The following is a 19610-nucleotide window of genomic DNA, read 5'->3' on the forward strand; positions in this document are numbered from 1 at the left end:
AGGGGGTTCCACCGCCATGCCCGCCGCCCGCAAGAAGCCCGCACTCGCCGCCACCGCCGTCCTGCTCGGCCTCGCCGCCCCGCTCGTCCTCGGCGCCGGCCAGGCCTCCGCGGCCTCGGTGGCCAGTTGGGACCAGGTCGCCCAGTGCGAGAGCAGCGGCGACTGGAGCATCAACACCCACAACGGCTACTACGGCGGCCTGCAGTTCTCCCAGAGCACCTGGCTCGCCTACGGCGGCGCCCAGTACGCGCCCTACGCCAACCAGGCCACCAAGCAGCAGCAGATCCTGATCGGCGAGAAGGTCCTGGCCGGGCAGGGCCCCACCGCCTGGAGCGTCAGGTGCCGCGGCCCGCTGATCAACGACCACGCCGACCCGTACCCGGCCACCACCTCCTACCCGGACCCGGCCTCGCTGCCCACCGGCACCCTGGTCAAGTCCCCGGCCGGCCCGGACGTCAGGGTCCTGATCAACGGCGCGGGCGTGCCGGTGGCCGGCTCCGACGTCGCGCCCGACGGCTACGACCTCGGCAAGGTCGTCACCGTCGACGAGGCCCGCTTCAACGCCCTGCCCACCACCCCGCCGCCGGGCACGGTGGTGCACGACCAGGCCGGTGGCGCCGCCCGCTACGTGGTGGTGGCCGGCGTCGCGCTGCGGATCTCCGCCGCGGACTGGACGGCCGCCGGCTACAACACCCGGGCCGACCTCGGGGTGCCCAGCGCCTGGCTGAAGGGCGCCGCCGGAGCCACCCTCCCGGCCGGGCTCGTCGTCCACGACCAGGCCGGCGGCGCGGCCCGGTACGTCGTGGTGGGCGGCGCGGCCCTGCCGATCTCCGGCGCCGAGTGGACCGCGGACGGCTACAACACCCGCGCCGACCTGGGCGTGCCGGGCGGCTGGCTGGCCACCGCCGCGAACGCCACCCCGCCCACCGGGACCGTGGTCACCGGCCAGGGCGGCACCGACCCCTCGATCTACCTCATGGTCAACGGCACCGCCCTGCACATCTCCGGCGCCGAGTGGACCGCGAACGGCTACGACAAGCAGACCCTGATGGGCGTCCCCGAGGCCTGGCTGCAGGGGGCCGCCGCCAAGCCGCTGCGCAACGGCACCGTCGTCAAGGACGGCTCCGGTGCCGATCCCACGGTCTACGTGATGGCCGGCGGCATGGCCGTCCCGCTGACCGGCGCCGACTTCACCGGCCTCGGCTACGACACCCAGTCCCTGATGGGCGTGCCCGGCGGCTGGCTCGGCGGCGCCGCCGCCAAGGCCGTCCCCGCCGACGGCACCCTGCTGCTCTCGCCCGACACCCCCACCGTGTGGCGGGTCGTCGGCGGCGGCAAGCAGGCCCTGGCGGCCGCCGACTTCGACTCCGGCCGCTACAGCTTCGCCGACGTGGTGAAGGTCCCCGCCGCGCTGACCGCCAAGCTCCCCACCGCCACCGGCTGACCGCCCGCCCGTGCGGCGTGCCCGGCACGGACCTTCCGTGCCGGGCACGCGGCGTTCCGGCCGGGACCCCGGCGGTCGACGAGCGGTTCGAGGCCGCCGCGGCGCGCCCGGTGCGCAACGGTGAGGCGGGCGCCAACTGCGTGACGGTGGACGGGGAGTTGTTCGGCCGGTACCTGGCGGGCTTCGAGGAGCCGGTCGGTGAGGGCGAGCAGGTTTTGGCGCCCTGAGGGGCGTTCAGCAATGGTCCTCGACGTACACCATGCGGCGGCCGGAGTCGGAGCGGAATTCGTGGGCGGTGTAGCGGCCGTGGTCCGGGTCGCCGCCGGGGCCGCCGTAGCCGCGCTTGATCAGCTCCCACAGCTCGGGGCGCCGGTCGTCGGTGGTGGCTTCCGGGGCGAGGCCGCCCATGCGGCCCCAGACGAGGGCGGTTTCGAGCGTGCGGACGAGCCGGCGGACGGTGCGCAGGTCGAGGTGTTTGCGGTGCAGGGTCCAGGTGGTGCCCTCGTCGTCGAGGAGGGTGACGAGGCCGGGGGTGCTGCCGGGGTTCTGCGCGAACGTCTGCATGGGGAGCAGTTTTTCAGGGGCCCGCCGGGTGTTCCCAGCGCAGGTCCGGGTGGTCGCCGAGGCGGTAGGTGTGGGTGTGCTCGGTGAGGTGGAGGCGGACGGCGGTGAGGTCGGGGCTGCCGGCCTCGCGCCAGGCGGCGACGAGGCGTTCGACCTGCTCCCAGAGCTTGACCGGGCCGTACTCGCGGACCGTCCAGCCGTAGGTGTCGTCGACGACCTCGGCGAGGGAGCGGCGGGCGGGGTCGTGGAGCAGGTGGACGGTGGCGCAGTCGTCCAGCGTGGTGTGCAGCTCGCAGCCGGGGAAGGCGAGTTGGGCGAGCAGGGCCGGCGTCCCGGAGGTCAGCAGCGAGGGCGGGGTGCGCGTGTCGCGCCCCGGGGCGGTGCCGATGCCGGACCAGGGGTACGGCTCGGTGGCGCGCGGCGGCATCGGTGAGGGGCCGAGGACGCGGCCGTCCGCCGTGCCGTCCGGGCGGGCGGTGAGCCGGACGAGCGCGGTGCCGAGCGTGGCGGTGATCGTCCCGCCGGGCGCGGTCCACCGCACCCAGTCGTGCGGGAGGCGGGTGACGGGCCCGGTCGCGATCACCCGCTCGTACGGGCCGGACGGCGAGGCGGTGAAGTCCGCCGCGTACCCGGCCTCCGCGAGGGAGGCGCGGGCGTGCCCGGCGAGCGCGGCGTCGGCCTCGACGGCCGTGACCTCGGCGCCCAACTGGCAGAGCAGCGCGGTGGAGTAGCCCGTCCCGGCGCCGATCTCCAGGACGCGCGAGCCCGGGGCGACGTCCGCCGCCTCGATCAGCCGCGCGACCGCCGTCGCCCCGGGAAGGTGGCGGACGGGCAGACCGCGGACGGGCCGCCAGGTGGCCTGGTCGGCGAGGTACCGCGCCCGGTTCCATTCCACCTGGAGCACCAACGGCCACTCGTTGTCCGCGAGTTCGGCGAGTCCGGCGGTGTCGGTCACGGTCCGCCACCCGCCTCGGGCGGGCCGGAACACCCCCGGCCGCAGGAACAGCGGGCGCGGCACGGCGGCGACGGCGGCGCGGAGCCGGGGGGAGAGGGAGGAGGGCGATGCGCCGGGTCGGTCCTGCATGGCCCCCTCAAGACTGCGGGAAAACGCATCTCCCGCCGTATCTAACGTATAGCGCAAGGGGGGCCTTGCGGCAAGGCCCCCTCGGGGGCGCACAATCGCTGGCCTGAGATCGGAGATGATGCCATGACCCCCCTCTCGACCAGCGTGTTCGCCCTCCCCGCCCGCCTCGCCGCGAAGGCCGACCCGGCGCTGACCGCCGCCGACGAGCGGCACTTCGCCGCCGTCGCGGAGGCGCTGGCGCAGGCGGTCGCCGAGGTGTCCGACCAGCTGGACACCCTGCGTCGCGCCCCCGGCGGCCTCGGCCGGGCGGCGATGGACCGGGACGTGGAGGTGCACCGCCTGTCCGCCCGCCTGCGCACCCTGCGCCGCTTCGGGCTGGACGTCTGTCTGGGGCGCGTCGTCACTGACGGCGACGGCGACCCCGTGTACGTCGGCCGCCTCGGCCTCACCGACAGTGAGGGCCGCCGCCTGCTGGTGGACTGGCGCTCCCCGGCCGCCGAGCCGTTCTTCGCCGCTACGCACGGCCACCCGATGGGCCTGGCCAGCCGCCGCCGCTACCGCTGGACGGCGGGCCGGATCAGCGACTACTGGGACGAGGTGTTCACCGCGGACGGCCTGGCGGGCCACGCCGCGCTGGACGACCAGTCCGCGTTCATCGCCAGCCTGGGCAGCAGCCGCTCGCCCCGGATGCGGGACGTGCTGGCCACCATCCAGGCCGACCAGGACGCCATCATCCGGGCCGGGTCGAAGGGCGCCCTGGTGGTGGACGGCGGCCCCGGTACCGGCAAGACCGTCGTCGCCCTGCACCGCGCCGCGTACCTGCTGTACGCCGACCCGCGCCTGGGCCACCGGCGCGGCGGCGTGCTGTTCGTCGGCCCGCACCAGCCGTACCTGGCGTACGTCGCCGACGTGCTGCCGAGTCTTGGCGAGGAGGGTGTAAGGACGTGCACGGTCCGTGACCTCCTCCCCGAGGGAGCGGGCGCGGCGCCGGAGGCGGACGAGGAGGTGGCCCGGCTGAAGTCCTCGACGGGCATGGCGACGGAGGCGATCGAGCGGGCGGTCCGCCTGTACGAGGAGCCGCCGACCGAGGGCATGACCGTCGAGACCTACTGGGCCGACCTGCCGCTCACCCCCGCGGACTGGGCGGACGCCTTCGCCGCCCCCGAGCCGGGCACCCCGCACAACGAGGCCCGCGAGCAGATCTGGGACGAGCTGACCGGCATCCTCCGGGAGAAGATGGAGGAGGACGAGGACGAGCCGGTCTCCGACCAGCTCTTCCGCCGATCCCTGCGCCAGAACCGGGAGTTGGTCACCGCTCTCAACCGCGCCTGGCCGATGCTGGAGCCCACCGAGCTGGTCGGCGACCTCTGGTCGGTGCCCGCCTACCTGCGGATGTGCGCGCCCTGGCTCGGCCCGGACGAGGTGCGGCTGCTGCAGCGCAAGGACGCCCCGCACGCCTGGACCGTCTCCGACCTGCCGCTGCTCGACGCCGCCCGGCACCGCCTCGGCGACCCCGACGCGGCCGCCCGCAAGCGGCGGCGGGAGGCGGCGGCGGAGGCGGAGCGCGAGCGGATGGCCGACGTCATCGGCGACATCCTCGCGGCCGATGAGGACGGCGAGGGCGCGGTCACCATGCTGCGCGGGCAGGACCTGCGGGACACCCTGGTCGACGACGGCGCCCTGCCGGAGGACCCGCTCGCCTCGCTGGAGGGGCCGTTCGCGCACATCGTCGTCGACGAGGCGCAGGAGCTGACGGACGCGGAGTGGCAGATGCTGCTGCAGCGCTGCCCGTCCCGCAGCTTCACCATCGTCGGGGACCGGGCGCAGGCCCGGCACGGCTTCACCGAGTCGTGGGAGGAGCGGCTGGCGCGGGCCGGCGTCGACCGGGTGCAGCTCGCGTCGCTCACCGTCAACTACCGCACGCCGGAGGAGGTCATGGCGGAGGCGGAGCAGGCGGTGCGGGTCGCGCTGCCGGACGCCAACGTGCCGACGTCGATCCGGCGGAGCGGAATTCCGGTGCGGCGCGGGGAGGTCGGCGAGCTGGAGGCCGTGCTGGCGGGGTGGCTCGCGGAGCACGAGGAGGGGACGGCGTGCGTCATCGGCGCTCCGGAGTTCCAGGAGCGGGCCCGGGTGCGGTCGTTGACGCCGACGCTGGCGAAGGGGCTGGAGTTCGACCTGGTGGTGGTCGTCGATCCGGCGGCGTTCGGGGACGGGATCGAGGGCGCGGTCGACCGGTACGTGGCGATGACGCGGGCGACGCAGCGGCTGGTGGTGCTGGAGCCCGGCGGCGCTGGATCGCGCTGCTGAGGGAGGAGTTGAGGAGCAGCGTGACGGCGCAGAGGACGAGGAGGAAGAGGAGGTTCGCGACGCCGGGGTCGGCGGCGCGGACGGGGTAGGAGGCGAGGAACCCGGCGCCCGCCCCGGTCGCGACGGAGAACGCTGCGGTGGCGACCAGGGCGGCCCGGGGTCGGGTCGGTGAGGTCATGCGGGGGAGGGGGCCGGGGGCGGCGGGCTGATGTCCTGGGGGCGGGTGGTCCACTCGGTACCGCCGTGCGGCGGGCGGAGGTAGACCAGGCCGGCGATGGTGTCCATGACGACGCCGAGGCGCTTGGCGCGGGCGTCGTAGGCGAGTTCGCCGGGGGAGGGGGAGATGGACGTGGGGGTCACACGAGCACCCAGCTGTCGAGGCGGACGGTGATCACCTTGTTGTTGGCGCCCACCACCTTGGCGGGAAGGGGGATGCCGCCGGGGCGGGTGAGGGTGAGGGTCGAGCCGAGCTCGGGGAACCACGGGTGCTGGGCGGCCTGTTCGCGACGGGCCCGGACGCCGGCGCGCAGGACGTCGATGATCTGGAGGACGACGGAGGTCGGAGCGGCGCCGAGGTCGATCAGGATGACGCCGGTGGCCGAGGCGCACTTCCAGTCGATCCCGGGGGAGGGGAGCTGGGTGCCGGCGTAGGAGAGGGTCGACTTGAGGTCGTCGAGCGCGTCGGCGGCCTCCCGGCGGTCCTCGGCGGTGATCTTTCTGAGCATGGAAGACATGGCGCGGGGCTCCTGGGGGATTTGATGATTGCCCATTCAGGGTGGGGGATCGGGCGCTACTCTGTGAAGGCGTATGGTCACAGCAAGTCGCAAGTTAAGGAGCGGCCCATGCCTGCGCCCGAACTCACCATTGGCGGAATGACCCCTCGTGAGTACTACGCCGCCGAGCTGAAGAGGCTTCGTGAGGCCATGGTGCCGAAGATGTCGCAGGAGAAGTTGGCGGCACTGGTCTTCGTTTCCGCCGGCTACATCGGGCAGTTGGAGACGATGGCCCGTGTGCCGCAGATCGAGTTGTCGAGGAGGATCGACAAGGCCCTCAACACGGGGGGTCAGCTGGAGAGGCTGCACTTGTTGCTGGGCTTCACGAAGTTCGTCGACGATGACTACTTCTTCGCGAACGCAGCCGATCACGAGGCCAAGGCGCTGGCCATCAGCGAGTACGCCGGCCAGACCGTTCCAGGTCTGTTGCAGACGGCGGAATACGCACGAGCCTTGTTCCTGGAATCCGCGACTTCATTCAGCGAAGACAGGATCGACCAGATGATCGCCACGAGGACCGGACGTGGGCAGCGTCTCACAGCGCCGGACGGGCCGGAACTCTGGTTCATTCTTGACGAAGCAGTGCTTCGAAGGGCGATCGGCAGCTGCGAGATCATGGCCAAGCAGTTGCATCATGTGGCAGATCTCGCCCGAGATCGTCGCATTGACCTGCAGGTGGTGCCATTCGCCGCAGGAGCTCATTCGATGCTCTCGAACGGACTGCTCAATCTGATGACATTCGCCGATGCTCCGCCGATTGCGTACAGCGAGTCGTCGCATTCTGGTCAACTGCTGGACGATGTGACCACGGTGGTCAAAATTCGCCGTGCATTCGATCTGATGCGGGCCGCCGCGCTGTCCAAGCGGGCATCCCTGGATCTGGTTCGGTCGGTCGCAGAGGAGTACGAGGTTAGTGTGACCTGACCTGAACGGTTGCGGCCTCGGTCGTCGCGCTCGACGACCGAGGCCGTTCTCGTTCCGCTTCCACGCGCCGACGAAGCGCCGTCCATCGCTGCCCTGCGCCGCTCCGTTCAGGTGAACCCGCAGCTCAGCTCCGATAGTTCGTCAACGATGGGTGCTACCAATTGCTGTGCACTCGGGCCTGAGTCACGCACCTCATCACAGCGAGAACGGAAGACCGTCGCATGGCAATCGCACTCCGCAAGACGCTCGCCGTCGCCGCCCTGGCGCTCACGGCCTCATTCCTCCCCACCGCCGGAGCCGGCGCCGCCGACACCGCCCACCGGGCCCAGCGCACCCCCAACCTCTACTGCCTCGCCAACGCCTGGGGCAGCGCGAACGTCTCGGTGAAGCCGTGCAACGCCGGTGACGCCGGCCAGCACTGGAGCCTCTCGGGCGAGCGGATCGCCCTCTCCAACGCGCCGGCCTACTGCTTCGCGAACGCCTGGAACACCGCGAACGTCGGCACCAAGCCCTGCGATCCCGGTGACATGGGCCAGTATTGGACCGTCACCGGCCAGCAGATCTCCCTCACCTTCGCCCCGGCCTACTGTCTCGCCAACGCCTGGGGCACCGCGAACGTCGGCACCAAGCCGTGCGACACCTCCGACCCCGGGCAGCACTGGGTGATCTTCAACGACGAGATCACCCTGGCGAACGCCTGATCCTCCGCCGCCGCGCCCGGGACGCAACAGTCCCGGGCGCGGCCCCTTTTCGCCCCACATCCTTCGCCTCTCCCGCCCCTGGCTGCCAGGATGTCGGCCATGGACTCCGGGGGCCCGCAGAGGCGGATCATCGACAACCGCTTCGAACTGCTCGAACGCCTCGGCGGCGGAGGCATGGGCCTGGTCTGGCGCGCCCGCGACACCATGCTGCACCGCGAGGTCGCCCTCAAGGAGGTCCGCCCGCCGGACCCGGCGCGGACGGCCGACGACCCCGCCGCCGCCCACGAGTTGCGCGAGCGCGTGCTGCGCGAGGCCCGGGCGCTGGCCCGCCTCCAGCACCCGAACGTCGCCGTGATCCACCACATCGTCGACACCCCCGAACACCCCCACCCCTGGCTCGTCATGGAGCTCGTCACCGGCGGCAGCCTCGCCGACCGGCTCGCCCGCGGCCCACTCACCGTCCCCGAGGCCGCGCGGATCGGACGGGGCGTCCTCGCCGCGCTGAGCGCCGCCCACGCGGCGGGCATCCAGCACCGCGACGTCAAACCCGCCAACGTGCTGCTGCGCGCGGACGGCACCCCCGTCCTCACCGACTTCGGCATCGCCGCGGTGCAGGACGCCACCACCCTCACCACCACCAGCGCGTTGATCGGCTCGCCCGAGTACATCGCGCCCGAGCGCATCCGGGGCGAGGAGGGCAACCCGGCCTCCGACCTCTGGTCGCTCGGCATGCTGCTCTACGTCGCGGTCGAGGGCCGCCACCCGCTGCGCCGGTCCACCGCGCTGGCCACGCTCGCGGCCGTCCTGGACGAGCCGCTGCCGCCGTCGACCCGCTCCGGCGCGCTCGGCCCGGTGCTGGCAGGCCTGCTGGCCCGCGACCCCGCCGCCCGGCCGGACGCCGAGGAGCTGGACCGGGTGCTCGCGGCCGCCGAACGGGCGGAGGCGCCCACACTGCGGGCGGCGGAGGTTCCCGCTGCGCGCCGGAGTCGGCGACCGGCCGTGGTGACGGGCCTCGCGGCGGCCGTCGTCGCCCTGGCCGTCACCGCCGGGTGGCTCCTGAGCCCGGACGCCGGCCAGGGCGCCGCGACGGGTGGCGGCAGCGGTAGCAGCCCTTCCGTCCGGACGACCGCACCGGGCGCGGCCGTTCCGACGATGACCGCCGCCGCCGGCTCGGTACCTGGGCCGTCCGCCTCCGGTACCGCACCTGCGATCAACTCGCCCCGGACCATGGCCCTGTCGGTGTGCCCGTCCCCGGCTGTCACGCTGGAGCTGGCCCCCGCGGTGAACTCCTTCCCGGCAGGGGAGAAGCCGCGCCTCGTCCTGACCGTCCGGAACGCGGGCGGCGACAACTGCCGCGTGGACCTGGGCCGCACGGCTTCCGCGCTCACCGTGACGAGCACGACCGGTGAGCGGATCTGGTCCTCGGCCGACTGCCCCAGCGATTCGGGCAGCGTTTGGGTGGAGGTCCCGGCCGGTTCCTCGCAGGCCGAGACCTTCACCTGGGACCGCAGCCGGAGCAAGCCGCAGTGCGCGCCACCGGAGCAGGCCGCCGCGCCGACCGGCACGTACCTGGTGTCGGCCGCGCTCTCCGGTGTCTCGGGCGGCGAGGTCGCCGCCCGGACCACGTTCCGGATGGCGGGCTGAGTTCCGATCGGTCACCTGCCGCGCTGATCGTCCGCCGCCCCGCCCGGTTGCCGGCGGCGCCTGCGCTGCACGGCCCGGACGATGTCCGTCCCCGCGAGCTCCAGGAAGACCGACGCCTCCGCCATCCTCGCCCCGGCCGGTGTGGCCGGGCCGAGCAGGTCCGCCCCGCCCCGCGCGAACTCGGCCAGCGCGGCGTTGCGTTGGGCGCTCGCGAGCATCGCCCGGTACCAGATGTCGTCGTCGACGACGTACCGCTCGCGGGGGCCGTTCTCGTCCCGCTCGCGCCGTACCAGCTCCTGCCCCTCCAGGTAGCCGATCGCCTTCGAGACCGAGGCCGGGCTCACCCCGAGCCGCTGCACCAGGTCGGCGGCGGTCAGGCTGCCGCAGTCGGTGACGTAGAGGCACGCGAGCACCCGGCCCACCATGCGCGGCATGCCGAGGTGCGCCAGCAGCTCGGCGAGCTGCCTCGCGTACTCCTCCACCGCCGCCGGGTCGCGCCCGTCGCCGGTGCTCGCGCTGCCCTCCGGCACCCGGGGTGCCGAGGCCCTGCTGCGCCGGGAGCGCCGTACGGTGGCGCGCTGCGCGTTGTCCGCCCGGTAGCCGGACGGGCCGCCGTTGCGGGCGATCTCGCGGGTGACCGTGGAGGTCGGGCGGGCGAGCTGCCGGGCGATCTCCCCGTAGCCCAGCCCCGCGGTGAGCCCGGCGGCGATCGCGCGGCGCTCTTCCTGGGTCAGTCTGGCGCCTGGCACGGGCGCTCCTCTCGTCGCCGCCGAGTATGCGCCCGCTTCCGATTCCATTGCAACAGTCGGGCGCCGCCCTGATTGCATTAGTCGACAAGCTCATTGCAAGGAATTACCGCCTCTCACCTGGGAGTTCATTCCTGACAAGCGCTCAGGGCATTGATGGGTTCGCGAACACCGGCCTAATGTTTTCCCCGAAGCGAAACAGCATCCGACCCACGGGGGAGACCACCATGAAGACCATCGTCCGCGCCGCTCTCGCCGCCGCTCTGCTCGCCTCGGTCTCGGCCCCGGCCGCCGTCGCCGCCGAGTCCTCGCACGGCGCCGACCACGCCGGCGTCCGGGCCGTGCTCGACCGCGCGGTGACCGAGGGCGGCCTGCCGGGGGCCCGGGCCGAGGTCCGCGACGGCGACTCGACCTGGTTCGGGACGGCCGGCACCGCCGACCTGGACACCGGCCGCGCGATCGCGGCGAAGGACCGGTTCCGGATCGGCAGCACCACCAAGACCTTCGTCGCCACCGTCGTGCTCCAGCTGGCGGCCGAGCAACGGCTCGGCCTGGACGACAGCGTCGAGCACTGGCTCCCCGGCCTGGTTGACGGCCACGGCTACGACGGCTCGAAGATCACGATCCGTCAACTCCTCAACCACACCAGTGGCGTCTTCAACTACGCCGAGGACCCGGCCTTGGGGAAGGAGTTCGTCGGCACGCCGTTCCTGCAGCACCGGTTCGACGACTTCACGCCGCGCCAGCTCGTCGAGGACGCGATCGCCAACGGGCCGAAGTTCGCCCCCGGGACCGGCTTCGCCTACTCCGACACCAACTACGCGCTCGCCGGGATGATCGTCGAGAAGGCCACCGGCCGCAGCCTGCCGCAGGAGATCGCCGACCGGATCGCCAAGCCGCTGCACCTCAAGAACACCTACGAACCGGCCGCCGGTGACATGGGCATCCACGGCCCGCACGGCCGCCACTACTCCCAGCTGATGGCGAAGGACGTCGACACCGCCCCGATCTACGACGTGACCGAGCTCAACCCCTCCTGGGGCTACGCCTCCGGCGACATGATCTCCACCAACGGCGACCTGAACACCTTCTTCCGCGCCCTGCTCGACGGGCGGCTGCTGCCGCCGGCCCAGCAGCGCGAGATGTTCACCACGGTGGACCCGCAGGGGCACTGGATCAAGGACTCCCGGTACGGGCTGGGCGTCTCCTCGCAGAAGCTGTCCTGCGGGACGGTGTGGGGCATGGGCGGCGCGATCAACGGCTCCTGGTCGTACACCTTCGGGACGCGCGACGGGCGTCACCTGCTCTCCACCGAGGTGAACGGCGACTGGGCGAAGGGCGGCTTCGGCTCGCCGATCGGGGTCTTCACCGCCGAGCTGGAGGCGGAGTTCTGCCCGGCCGCCGCCTCCTGAAGGCCGCTGGCAGCCGGGGTGTAAGGACGGGCGCCCGCCCTTCCTCCCGCCCCTCCGCCCGCCGGCCGCCCCTGGGAGGATCGGGGCATGGCCAACCTCCCCGTCGCTCCCCGCCCGCTGAACCCGGCCGAACGGGCCCTGCTGGAGCACGTCCTCTCGGCCGACGTCCCCGGCGCCGCCGAGCTGCGCGGCCAGCTGGACCGGACCGAGGTCGTGGCCCGGTGGGGGCCCGGATCGGTGAGCGTCGACCTCCGGGTCCGGGAGCCGGTGCGGCACGCCGGGGCCTCCGGGCTGCTGCCGGTCGGCGCGGCCGTCCACGACGAGGCCGGCGAGTACATCGGCGAACTGCTGGTGTGGACGGACGGGGGCGCGACCCTGTCGGCCCTGGAGTACGCCTGGGTGACCGACGAGATGCCGCGCGTGCTGCCGCCCGTCGAGCGGGTGCGGATCGAGTGGTAGGCCGGGCATCGGGCTTGTAGGCCGGACATCGAGCTGTAGGCCGGGCGGAGCACTCTGGGGGCCGGGCCCGGGCCCGGCGTGTTAGCAATGGCCCGAGGGCGGGGGCCGTCGCACACCACTCCAGGAGACTGAGTTGTCCCACCACCTCAGCGGACCGAACCTGCGCTCACCCGAGGGCGACGCGCGGCTCGACCTCACCGACCTGTTCGCCTTCGCCGCGCCGGAGCCGGGGCGGACGGTGCTGATCATGAACGTCAATCCGATCGCGCCGACCGGCGGCGAGGCCTTCCACCCGGACGCGGTGTACCGGATCAACGTCGACACCGACGGCGACGACCGGGCCGACATCGCCTTCAGCTTCACCTTCTCCGAGCCGGCGGGCGGCGCCCAGACGATGACCGTGCGGCGCGCGACCGGCGACGGCGCCCGCGACCACGAGGCGACGGGCGAACAGCTGGCGGCCGGCGTGCCGGTGAGCTTCGGCAAGGAGCCGACCGTGGTCGAGGCGGGCCCGTACCGGATCAGCGCGGGGCTGCGCAGCGATCCGTTCTTCGCCGACCTCGACGGCATCGTCGCCAAGTTCCAGTGGACCGGCGTGGACTGGGGTGCGGACAAGAACGTCTTCGGCATCGTGCTGGAACTGCCCGACACCGAGCTCGGGCCGGACCCACGGATCGGGGTCTGGGCGCGGGTGAGCGTGCGCAAGGACGGCCGGCTGGTGTCCGTCGACCGCGGCGCGCACCCCTCCCTCACCGCCTACTTCAACCCCGAGGACGCCAAGGACGCCTACAACGCCGCCGAGCCCGCCGACGACTGGGAGAGCTACGGCAAGGCCTGGACGGGCGTCCTCCAGCACTTCGGCGACTACACCACCGACGCGGCCGAGGCCCAACTGCGGGTCGTCCTGCCGGACATCCTCCGCTACGACCGCGACCGCCCGGCGGGCTACCCCAACGGGCGCACCCTGACCGACGACGTCACCTCGGTCCGCCTGACGATGCTCACCGACGGCAAGGTCCCGACCGACCACATCGGCCCCCACACGGACCTCCTGCCCGCCTTCCCGTACCTCGGCCACCCGCACTGATCGGGGCGGGTGCCGGCAGATCCGGCCAACGATCCAGGCGGTCGGGCCCGGCTCGGCCCGAGGTCCCGTACGGTGCTGATCATGGACATTCTGATCGTGGGTGGAAGTGGCTTCCTGGGTCGGGAGTTGACGCGGCAGGCGGTGGCGGCCGGGCATGCCGTGACGGCGACCTTCGCCAGCCGGGCCGGTGGGGTGCGCGGGGCGCACTGGCTGCCGTTGGACCTGCGGCGTGACGAGGAGGTCACCCGGGTCCTGCGCGAGCGCCGGCCGGAGGTGGTCGTCAACGCGGCTGCCAGCAGGACGGATTGGGCGATCACGGCGGAGGGGGCGATCCGCCTGGCGGTGGCCGCCAACCAGCACGGCGCCAGGCTGGTGCACGTGTCCAGCGACGCCGTGTTCTCGGGTGCGGACGGCCGCTACGACGAATCCGCCGTGCCCGACCCCGTCACCCCGTACGGGGCCGCGAAGGCGGGGGCCGAGACGACGATCCGCCTGCTCGCCCCGGCGGCGGTGGTCGCCCGCACCTCGCTGATCATCGGCGAGGGCGACTCCGAGCACGAGGCGTTCATCCACGACCTGGCCGCCGGGCGGCGGGAGGGCGTGCTGTTCACCGACGACATCCGGTGCCCCGTCCACGTCGCCGACCTGGCCCGGGCGCTGCTCGAACTGGGCGCCTCGGACCGTTCGGGCATCCACCACCTCGCCGGGACGGACGCGCTCAGCCGCCACGAACTCGGGCTGCTGGTCGCCGCCCGCGACGGGCTGGACCCCTCGGCGCTCGCCACCGGCCGCCGCGCCGAGACCGGCACCCCGGGCGCGCTGGACGTTCGCCTGGACAGCGCGCGGACGCAGCGGATCCTGCGGACCCGCCTGCGCGGCGCCCGCGAGTTCCTGCGCGCCGCGCTGGGCGGGTAGCGCCCGTCCCCCGCACCGGAAGTCGACGGGATCGACTCCGGCGCGGGGGACGGCTGCCGTCAGGCGGCCCCGGCGTTCGCCCGGCCGAAGTGGCGGGCGAAGAAGCGGACGGCGCTGTCGGCCTCGAAGCGGGGGAGCTCCTTGTGGCGGCCCGCGTTGGCGTGCAGCGTCTTCTCCTTCGAGGCGAAGGCGTCGAACAGGGCGAGGCCGGCCTCGCGGGAGATGTGCTCGTCGTCCCACTGGAGGTCGTACTCGACCGGGATGGTGATCCGGCGGGCCTTGTCGGCGAGGGTGTCGGGCCAGTGCTGCCCGAAGACGGCCGCGGTGATCCTCGGCTCGACGGCGACGAACGGGATGCCGATGGCGGTGCCCATGTTGATGCCCCAGTAGCCGACCGGGCCGTCGGCGCCGATCTCGGGGAGCCGCTGGAGCGCGTCGAGCGTGGACTGCCATTCGGGCAGGGAGAGTTCGGCGAGGTGGTCGTTGTACCGGACGACGATCGGGCCGACCGGCTTGCCCGCGGCCATCGCCTCCTGCATGACGGCGATCTCGGCCTCGTCGTGCTCGCTGCGGGGCCGGTCGCCGTGACCGGGGGCGTCGAGGACGGCGACGTGGTAGCCGCAGCCGAGCACCAGGCGCCGGGCCCGGCCCGTCATCGCGGGGTGCTTCTTGTGGTTGCCGCCGCCGTGGCCCATCAGGACGAGGGGTGCGCGCTCGGGGCCCACGGCCGGGGACCAGAGCACACCGGGGACGCCGCCCACGGTGAAGTCGCGTTCGCGGACGCCGTTCGTCGTGGACTCGGCGGTGAACCGGAGAATGGTGGAGGACATAGTGATCACCCTTTTTCGGGAGAGCCTGCGTTGGTGTTCAGGCGCTCCCCGGCGATACCTACGTCTATCGGCCGGCCGTGATGGAAAGGGGGAGCACCCACGTCGTCACTGCGTTCACGGGTCTCACCTCCTCGGTCTGTCTCACGGACGAGAGAAAGCTAGCACCCCTTCCGGAACCCCTCCACCCCTTTTTCCGCGCCGACCTGACCACCGGTCGGGCGCCCGCTCGACCTCGTCGCCGATGGCGGGGGAGATGCTGTCGTCATGACTGAATCCACGCTGCGGCACGTCGAGTTCGGCTCCGGCACCCCGCTCGTCCTGATCCACGGCTACACCGTCGACCACCGCATCCTGCTGCCGCTCGAACCCCTCTTCGCGGAGCGCCCCGGCTGGCGCCGGCTCTACCCCGACCTGCCCGGCCACGGCGCCAGCCCGAGGCTGGCCGTCCGCACCACGGCGCAGGCGATGGCCGAGGCGCTGTTCGCCTGGATCGACGCCGAGTTGGGCGACCGGCCGTTCGCCGTGCTCGGCCAGTCCTTCGGCGGCCAGCTGGCCCGCGCGGTGACGGCCCGGTACGGGGAGCGGGTGCTGGGCTCGGCGCTGCTGGTGCCGGTGGTGCGCTGGGGCGGCGGCCGTACGCTGCCCGAGGTGACCGTGGTGGAGCGGGACGATCCGCTGCCGCAGGAGGGCGCCGCCGTCGCCGAGCGCGTGCTGTTCCCGTACGTCATGGCCCGCCAGACGAAGGAGAGTTGGGAGCAGTTCCAGAAGTACGTGATGCCCGGTGTGCGGGCGTACGACCAGGTGGCCGCGGCCGAGCTGGACCTGGAGTTCATGCTGCCGCAGTGGCCCGAGCACCAGGTGCCGCCGCACCGGGGCCGCCACCTGCTGGTGACCGCCCGGCAGGACGCCCTGGTCGGCTGGCGCGACCAGCTGGAACTGCTCGACCACTACCCGCGGATGGCGGCGGCGCTGCTCGACGGCGTCGGCCACAACCCGCAGCTGGAGAGCGCCGGGACGGTCCGCGGCCTGGTCGGCGACTGGCTCGACGCCCTGCGCTGAACCCTCCGCCGAGAACGGCGAACGCCCCCGCGACCCGCCCGAGGAGGGCCGGTCGCGGGGGCGCCGGGGGGCCGTCACCCCGGCAGGGGCTCAGCCGATGGAACGGGGGAGCCGGGTGGTCAGGTACAGGACGGTGAACGACCCGGTGAGCTGGATGCCCAGGCACAGGGCCAGCGCCCGGTCCATGCCGAGGCTGGGGGAGAGGGAGAGGTAGAGCGTGCCGAGGGTGGCGACGCCCAGCGCGAGGCTGGACTGCTGGCCGGTGGCGAGGACGCCGCTGCCGACGCCGGCCCGGGCGGCGGGCACCTTGGACAGGACGACCCGGAACAGCGGAGTGCCGATCAGGCCCTGCCCGATGCCCGCGAGGGCGACGCCGGGGGCCATCCGCAGCGGCGAGAAGTGCGACCAGTCGGCGAGCACGGTCAGGGCGAGGGTGGCCAGGCCGAGGGCCTGGACGACGGCCCCGGCGCTGAGCACCCGGCTGCCCCAGCGGCCGATCAGCCGGGGGCCGGCCAGCGAGGCGGAGAAGTAGCCGACCGCCATCGGCACCAGCGCCCAGCCGGCCGCGACCGGCCCGAGCCGCAGGCCCTGCTGCAGGGCGACGGCGATGACGAACATGAAGCCGCCGAAGCCGGCGAAGTACGGCACCGCGATGCCGAGGCCGCGCCGCATCTCGGGCACGCGCAGCAGGGACGGCGGCACCAGCGGGGTGTCCCCGCGCCGCTCGGCCCGGCGCTCGACGACGGCGAAGGCGGCGGCCAGGACCGGGAACAGGGCGAGCAGCACCCACGACCACACCGGCCAGCCGGCCGCGCGGCCCTCCATCAGCGGGACGAGCAGGGCGAGCAGCGCGGCGGTGAGCAGCAGGGTGCCGGGCACGTCGACCCGGGCGGCCCGCTCGGCCCGGCTCTCCGGGACGTACCGGACGGCCATCACGACGGCGAGCAGGGCGAACGGCACGTTCAGCAGGAACACCGAGCGCCAGCCGGTGCCGAACACGTCGGCGGCGACCAGCATCCCGCCGAGGACCTGCCCGATGACCACGGAGATCCCGCCGACCGCGCCGTAGACGCTGAGCGCGCGGCCCTGCCGGGCGCCCGTGGTGGCGGCGGTGATGGTGCCGAGGACCTGCGGGATCAGCAGCGCGGCCGAGGCGCCCTGGGCGGCGCGGGCGGCGACCAGGCTCCAGGCGTCGGGGGCGAGGCCGCAGGCGAGCGAGGTGAGGGCGAAGGCGGTGGCGCCGATGATGAACAGCCGGCGGCGGCCGAGGTTGTCGCCGAGCCGTCCGCCGAGGACGAGCAGGACGGCGAAGGCGATGCCGTAGCCGGCGGCGACGAGTTCGAGGACGGCGGGCCCGGCGGCCAGGTCGTGGTCGATGGTGGGGAGGGCGACGTTGACGATGAAGAAGTCGAGCATCGGCAGGAAGGCCCCGAGCAGGACGGTGACCAGCCCGGCGGTGCCGAGGGCGGGGGTGGCGCTGCGGGCGGTGGCGGTGGCGGCGGTGGCCGGACGGATCGGGGCTGGGGCGACGGCGAGTCGTTGAGTCACGGGTCCTACGATCGGGCACGCCGTACCCTGGTACCAGAGTGTGGTTATCCAGGTATAAGAAGTACCTGGCAACAGGTTCCGAGCTACCGCATGCTGGGGAGCATGAGTCTCATGACGCAGGCCGCACAAGCCCGTACGCCGCGCACCGGGGCCCAGGCGACCCCATCGGTGGCCTCACCGGCGGACCGGCCGCGCGCGACCCCCGACGAGGCCCGCCGGCACGACCTGGCCGCCTTCCTGCGCAGCCGCCGCGAGCGCCTCGCGCCCGAGCAGGTGGGCCTGCCGATGACCGGCCGCCGCCGCACCCCGGGCCTGCGCCGCGAGGAGGTCGCGCAGCTCGCCGCGGTCGGGGTGACCTGGTACACGTGGTTGGAGCAGGGCCGGGACATCCAGGTGTCCGTCCAGGTGCTGGACGCGGTGGCCCGCGCGCTGTTGCTCGACCCGAGCGAGCGCGCCCACCTGTTCACCCTGGCCGGCGCGGACGACCCGGCCCCGGTGAAGGAGTGCCCCTCGGTGACGCCGGGCGTGCGGCTGCTGCTGGAACAGCTGTCGCCGTTCCCGGCCGTGGTGCTCAACTCCCGCTACGAGATCCTGGTGTCCAACCCGCAGTACCAGGCCTTCATCGGCGACCTGGACGAACTGCCGCCCGAGGACCGGAACCTGATGTGGATGGCGTTCACCCCGTCGCGGTTCCGCGAGGTGCTGATCGACCACCGCACCGAACGCCTCAGCATGGTGGCCCGGTTCCGCGCGGCGATGGCCGAACACGGCGCGGAGCCCGCCTGGAAGGCGCTGCTGGCCCGGCTGCGCAAGGCGTCCCCGGACTTCGAGGAGGCCTGGCAGCGGCACGACGTCCTGCTGCCGACCAACGGCGTCAAGCGCTTCCAGGTGCCCGGCGTCGGCCTGCTGCGCTGCGAGTACACCAACTTCTGGCTCAGTCCTGGCCTCGGTACCCGGATGGTCGCCTACACCCCGCTGGACGACGAGACCCGCGCCCTGATGCACAAGCTCCCCGGCTAGGAATCGAAGCCCTGCCGGACGCGCACGCCCCGCCCGAGCAGCAGGCACACCACCGCGAGCGGCAGCTCCACGCAGCAGGCCATCGCCAGCGCGGTGAGCACCGCGTGCCCCGGCCCGGCGAGCGAGACGTCGGCCAGCGCGTCCGCCGCGAGCAGCGCCGCCGTGGCCGCGGCCGCCCACGGCGCGGCGGCGCTGCGCCGGCGCAGCAGCCCGTCCAGCGAGAGCAGCGCGGCGAACTCCACCAAGTCCAGCACGACCCACGGCGTCTCGTGCTGGGCGGCCAGCACCAGCAGCCAGGGCAGCAGCGCGACGGCGGCGGCCACCGGCACCTTGGCGAGGCGCCCGCGCAGCGAGGGCAGGGACGGCGGCGCGGCGAACGCGACGGCGGTGCTCACGCGGCACCCCCGACCCACGCGGCCGGCGCCTCGACACCGTGCGACGCGACCCCGCGCGGCTCGCGCACCCGCCGCAGCGGCATCCGCTCGACGGCCCCGCCCGCCGGGTGCTCGACCAGCACCGCGCCGAACGGGCCCTCGGCCCCGGCGATCCAGAACTCCCCGGCGACGACGGCCACGTCGGCCGTGACCGAGCGCCGCGCCGCCCACAGCGGCCCCCGCCCGGTGAACACCACCGAGGGCGCCGTGCCGTCCGCCGCCAGCCGCCCCCAGGCGAACACCTGCCGCGCCCGGGCCCGCCCGCGGGCCGGGCCGCGCCAGGCGCCGCGCAGCAGCTCCGAGGTCAGCCGGGCGGCGACCAGGACGTCGGCCAACTCGCCGTCGCGGTACAGCTCCAGCGCGGCCCGGCCGCGGCCGGCGGCACCGGTGCCGACCGACCGGACCGACCAGGGCCCGGTGCCGACCGGCAGCGTCCCCTCCGGCCCCGCGGCCGGACGGAGCGCGCCCCCGGGGACACCCCCGTGGTCCCCGGGGACGGGCCGCCCGTGCGGCGGGGTGGCGGAGTGCGATGCGGTGAACGTCATGCCGTCAAGACTCCCGTCCGACCGGGGGTGTTGTCGGTGGTGCCGCACACCGAATCGGGGGTGGTGCTAGGTACACCCCCACCCGGCACCCCCCTTCATGGCGGCCGATGATCA

At 73.7% G+C, this 19610-nt stretch carries 20 protein-coding genes; 11 read left to right on the forward strand and 9 right to left on the reverse strand.

Annotated elements, in window-relative coordinates; all coding sequences use genetic code 11:
* The first annotated feature begins 16 nt into the window (after positions 1-16).
* Positions 17-1444: a transglycosylase family protein gene (locus VM95_RS45110; RefSeq protein ID WP_157882017.1), complete on the forward strand. Its 1428-nt coding sequence runs from the start codon at positions 17-19 to the stop codon at positions 1442-1444.
* Positions 1445-1678: 234 nt separating this feature from the next.
* Here VM95_RS45110 and VM95_RS08580 read toward each other — a convergent pair whose 3' ends face one another.
* Both VM95_RS08580 and VM95_RS08585 read right to left on the reverse strand, forming a co-directional pair.
* A complete protein-coding gene (locus VM95_RS08580) occupies positions 1679-2008 on the reverse strand; it encodes a hypothetical protein (RefSeq protein ID WP_045693657.1) in 330 nt (109 codons plus the stop codon).
* A 13-nt stretch (positions 2009-2021) separates the two neighbouring features.
* Complete coding sequence (locus tag VM95_RS08585; RefSeq protein WP_045693658.1) at positions 2022-3092, reverse strand: methyltransferase domain-containing protein; 1071 nt, start codon at positions 3090-3092, stop codon at positions 2022-2024.
* A 123-nt stretch (positions 3093-3215) separates the two neighbouring features.
* Between VM95_RS08585 and helR the strand changes: the two genes are divergently transcribed.
* The gene (gene helR, locus VM95_RS08590; protein WP_045693659.1) at positions 3216-5399 is read left to right on the forward strand and encodes an RNA polymerase recycling motor ATPase HelR; all 2184 of its coding nucleotides are present in this window, start codon (positions 3216-3218) and stop codon (positions 5397-5399) included.
* 174 nt (positions 5400-5573) lie between these two features.
* Here helR and VM95_RS08595 read toward each other — a convergent pair whose 3' ends face one another.
* Both VM95_RS08595 and VM95_RS08600 read right to left on the reverse strand, forming a co-directional pair.
* Entirely contained in the window at positions 5574-5759 is a 186-nt protein-coding gene (locus VM95_RS08595; RefSeq protein ID WP_052707216.1) for a hypothetical protein, read from the reverse strand.
* The gene (locus VM95_RS08600) at positions 5756-6133 is read right to left on the reverse strand and encodes a hypothetical protein (RefSeq protein WP_157882015.1); all 378 of its coding nucleotides are present in this window, start codon (positions 6131-6133) and stop codon (positions 5756-5758) included. Before VM95_RS08600 ends, VM95_RS08595 begins: the two co-directional genes overlap by 4 nt.
* 108 nt (positions 6134-6241) lie before the next feature.
* Between VM95_RS08600 and VM95_RS08605 the strand changes: the two genes are divergently transcribed.
* The 3 genes from VM95_RS08605 (at position 6242) to VM95_RS40065 (ending at position 9441) form a co-directional block, all read left to right on the forward strand.
* The gene (locus tag VM95_RS08605) at positions 6242-7096 is read left to right on the forward strand and encodes a helix-turn-helix domain-containing protein (protein ID WP_045693661.1); all 855 of its coding nucleotides are present in this window, start codon (positions 6242-6244) and stop codon (positions 7094-7096) included.
* Positions 7097-7317: 221 nt separating this feature from the next.
* Positions 7318-7797: a ricin-type beta-trefoil lectin domain protein gene (locus tag VM95_RS38655; protein ID WP_052707217.1), complete on the forward strand. Its 480-nt coding sequence runs from the start codon at positions 7318-7320 to the stop codon at positions 7795-7797.
* Positions 7798-7896: 99 nt separating this feature from the next.
* The gene (locus VM95_RS40065) at positions 7897-9441 is read left to right on the forward strand and encodes a serine/threonine-protein kinase (RefSeq protein ID WP_107072890.1); all 1545 of its coding nucleotides are present in this window, start codon (positions 7897-7899) and stop codon (positions 9439-9441) included.
* Positions 9442-9452: 11 nt separating this feature from the next.
* On the opposite strand, the gene VM95_RS08620 is transcribed toward VM95_RS40065, so the two are convergent.
* Positions 9453-10190, reverse strand: a complete 738-nt coding sequence (locus VM95_RS08620) for a GbsR/MarR family transcriptional regulator (RefSeq protein WP_045693662.1) — start codon at positions 10188-10190, stop codon at positions 9453-9455.
* Positions 10191-10414: 224 nt separating this feature from the next.
* Between VM95_RS08620 and VM95_RS08625 the strand changes: the two genes are divergently transcribed.
* The 4 genes from VM95_RS08625 (at position 10415) to VM95_RS08640 (ending at position 14060) form a co-directional block, all read left to right on the forward strand.
* Positions 10415-11599 carry a serine hydrolase domain-containing protein gene (locus VM95_RS08625; RefSeq protein ID WP_045693666.1) on the forward strand — a complete coding sequence of 395 codons (1185 nt, stop codon included), beginning with the start codon at positions 10415-10417 and terminating at the stop codon, positions 11597-11599.
* An 87-nt stretch (positions 11600-11686) separates the two neighbouring features.
* On the forward strand, positions 11687-12058 hold the full coding sequence (locus tag VM95_RS08630) for a hypothetical protein (RefSeq protein WP_045693668.1): 372 nt from the start codon (positions 11687-11689) through the stop codon (positions 12056-12058).
* 133 nt (positions 12059-12191) lie between these two features.
* Positions 12192-13145, forward strand: a complete 954-nt coding sequence (locus VM95_RS08635) for a DUF4331 family protein (protein ID WP_045693671.1) — start codon at positions 12192-12194, stop codon at positions 13143-13145.
* A gap of 81 nt (positions 13146-13226) precedes the next feature.
* Positions 13227-14060 carry an SDR family oxidoreductase gene (locus VM95_RS08640; protein WP_045693817.1) on the forward strand — a complete coding sequence of 278 codons (834 nt, stop codon included), beginning with the start codon at positions 13227-13229 and terminating at the stop codon, positions 14058-14060.
* A gap of 59 nt (positions 14061-14119) precedes the next feature.
* On the opposite strand, the gene VM95_RS08645 is transcribed toward VM95_RS08640, so the two are convergent.
* Positions 14120-14890 carry an alpha/beta hydrolase family protein gene (locus tag VM95_RS08645; protein WP_045693673.1) on the reverse strand — a complete coding sequence of 257 codons (771 nt, stop codon included), beginning with the start codon at positions 14888-14890 and terminating at the stop codon, positions 14120-14122.
* A gap of 264 nt (positions 14891-15154) precedes the next feature.
* Between VM95_RS08645 and VM95_RS08650 the strand changes: the two genes are divergently transcribed.
* Positions 15155-15949, forward strand: a complete 795-nt coding sequence (locus VM95_RS08650) for an alpha/beta fold hydrolase (RefSeq protein WP_045693675.1) — start codon at positions 15155-15157, stop codon at positions 15947-15949.
* Positions 15950-16039: 90 nt separating this feature from the next.
* Here the strand turns inward: VM95_RS08650 and VM95_RS08655 are convergent, their stop codons facing one another.
* Positions 16040-17497, reverse strand: a complete 1458-nt coding sequence (locus tag VM95_RS08655) for an MFS transporter (RefSeq protein WP_425265291.1) — start codon at positions 17495-17497, stop codon at positions 16040-16042.
* Between the two features lie 111 nt (positions 17498-17608).
* Here VM95_RS08655 and VM95_RS08660 point away from each other — a divergent pair, with 111 nt between their 5' ends.
* Entirely contained in the window at positions 17609-18517 is a 909-nt protein-coding gene (locus VM95_RS08660; RefSeq protein ID WP_052707218.1) for a helix-turn-helix transcriptional regulator, read from the forward strand.
* Here the strand turns inward: VM95_RS08660 and VM95_RS08665 are convergent.
* Positions 18514-18912 (reverse strand): hypothetical protein, encoded by a 399-nt coding sequence (locus VM95_RS08665; RefSeq protein ID WP_045693679.1) that lies wholly within the window; start codon positions 18910-18912, stop codon positions 18514-18516. The genes VM95_RS08660 and VM95_RS08665 overlap by 4 nt on opposite strands.
* The gene (locus tag VM95_RS08670; RefSeq protein ID WP_045693681.1) at positions 18909-19496 is read right to left on the reverse strand and encodes a hypothetical protein; all 588 of its coding nucleotides are present in this window, start codon (positions 19494-19496) and stop codon (positions 18909-18911) included. The genes VM95_RS08665 and VM95_RS08670 overlap by 4 nt, the downstream gene beginning before the upstream one ends.
* Positions 19497-19610: the final 114 nt, after the last annotated feature.

Source organism: Streptomyces rubellomurinus (genome assembly GCF_000961885.1).
Taxonomy (GTDB): domain Bacteria; phylum Actinomycetota; class Actinomycetes; order Streptomycetales; family Streptomycetaceae; genus Kitasatospora; species Kitasatospora rubellomurina.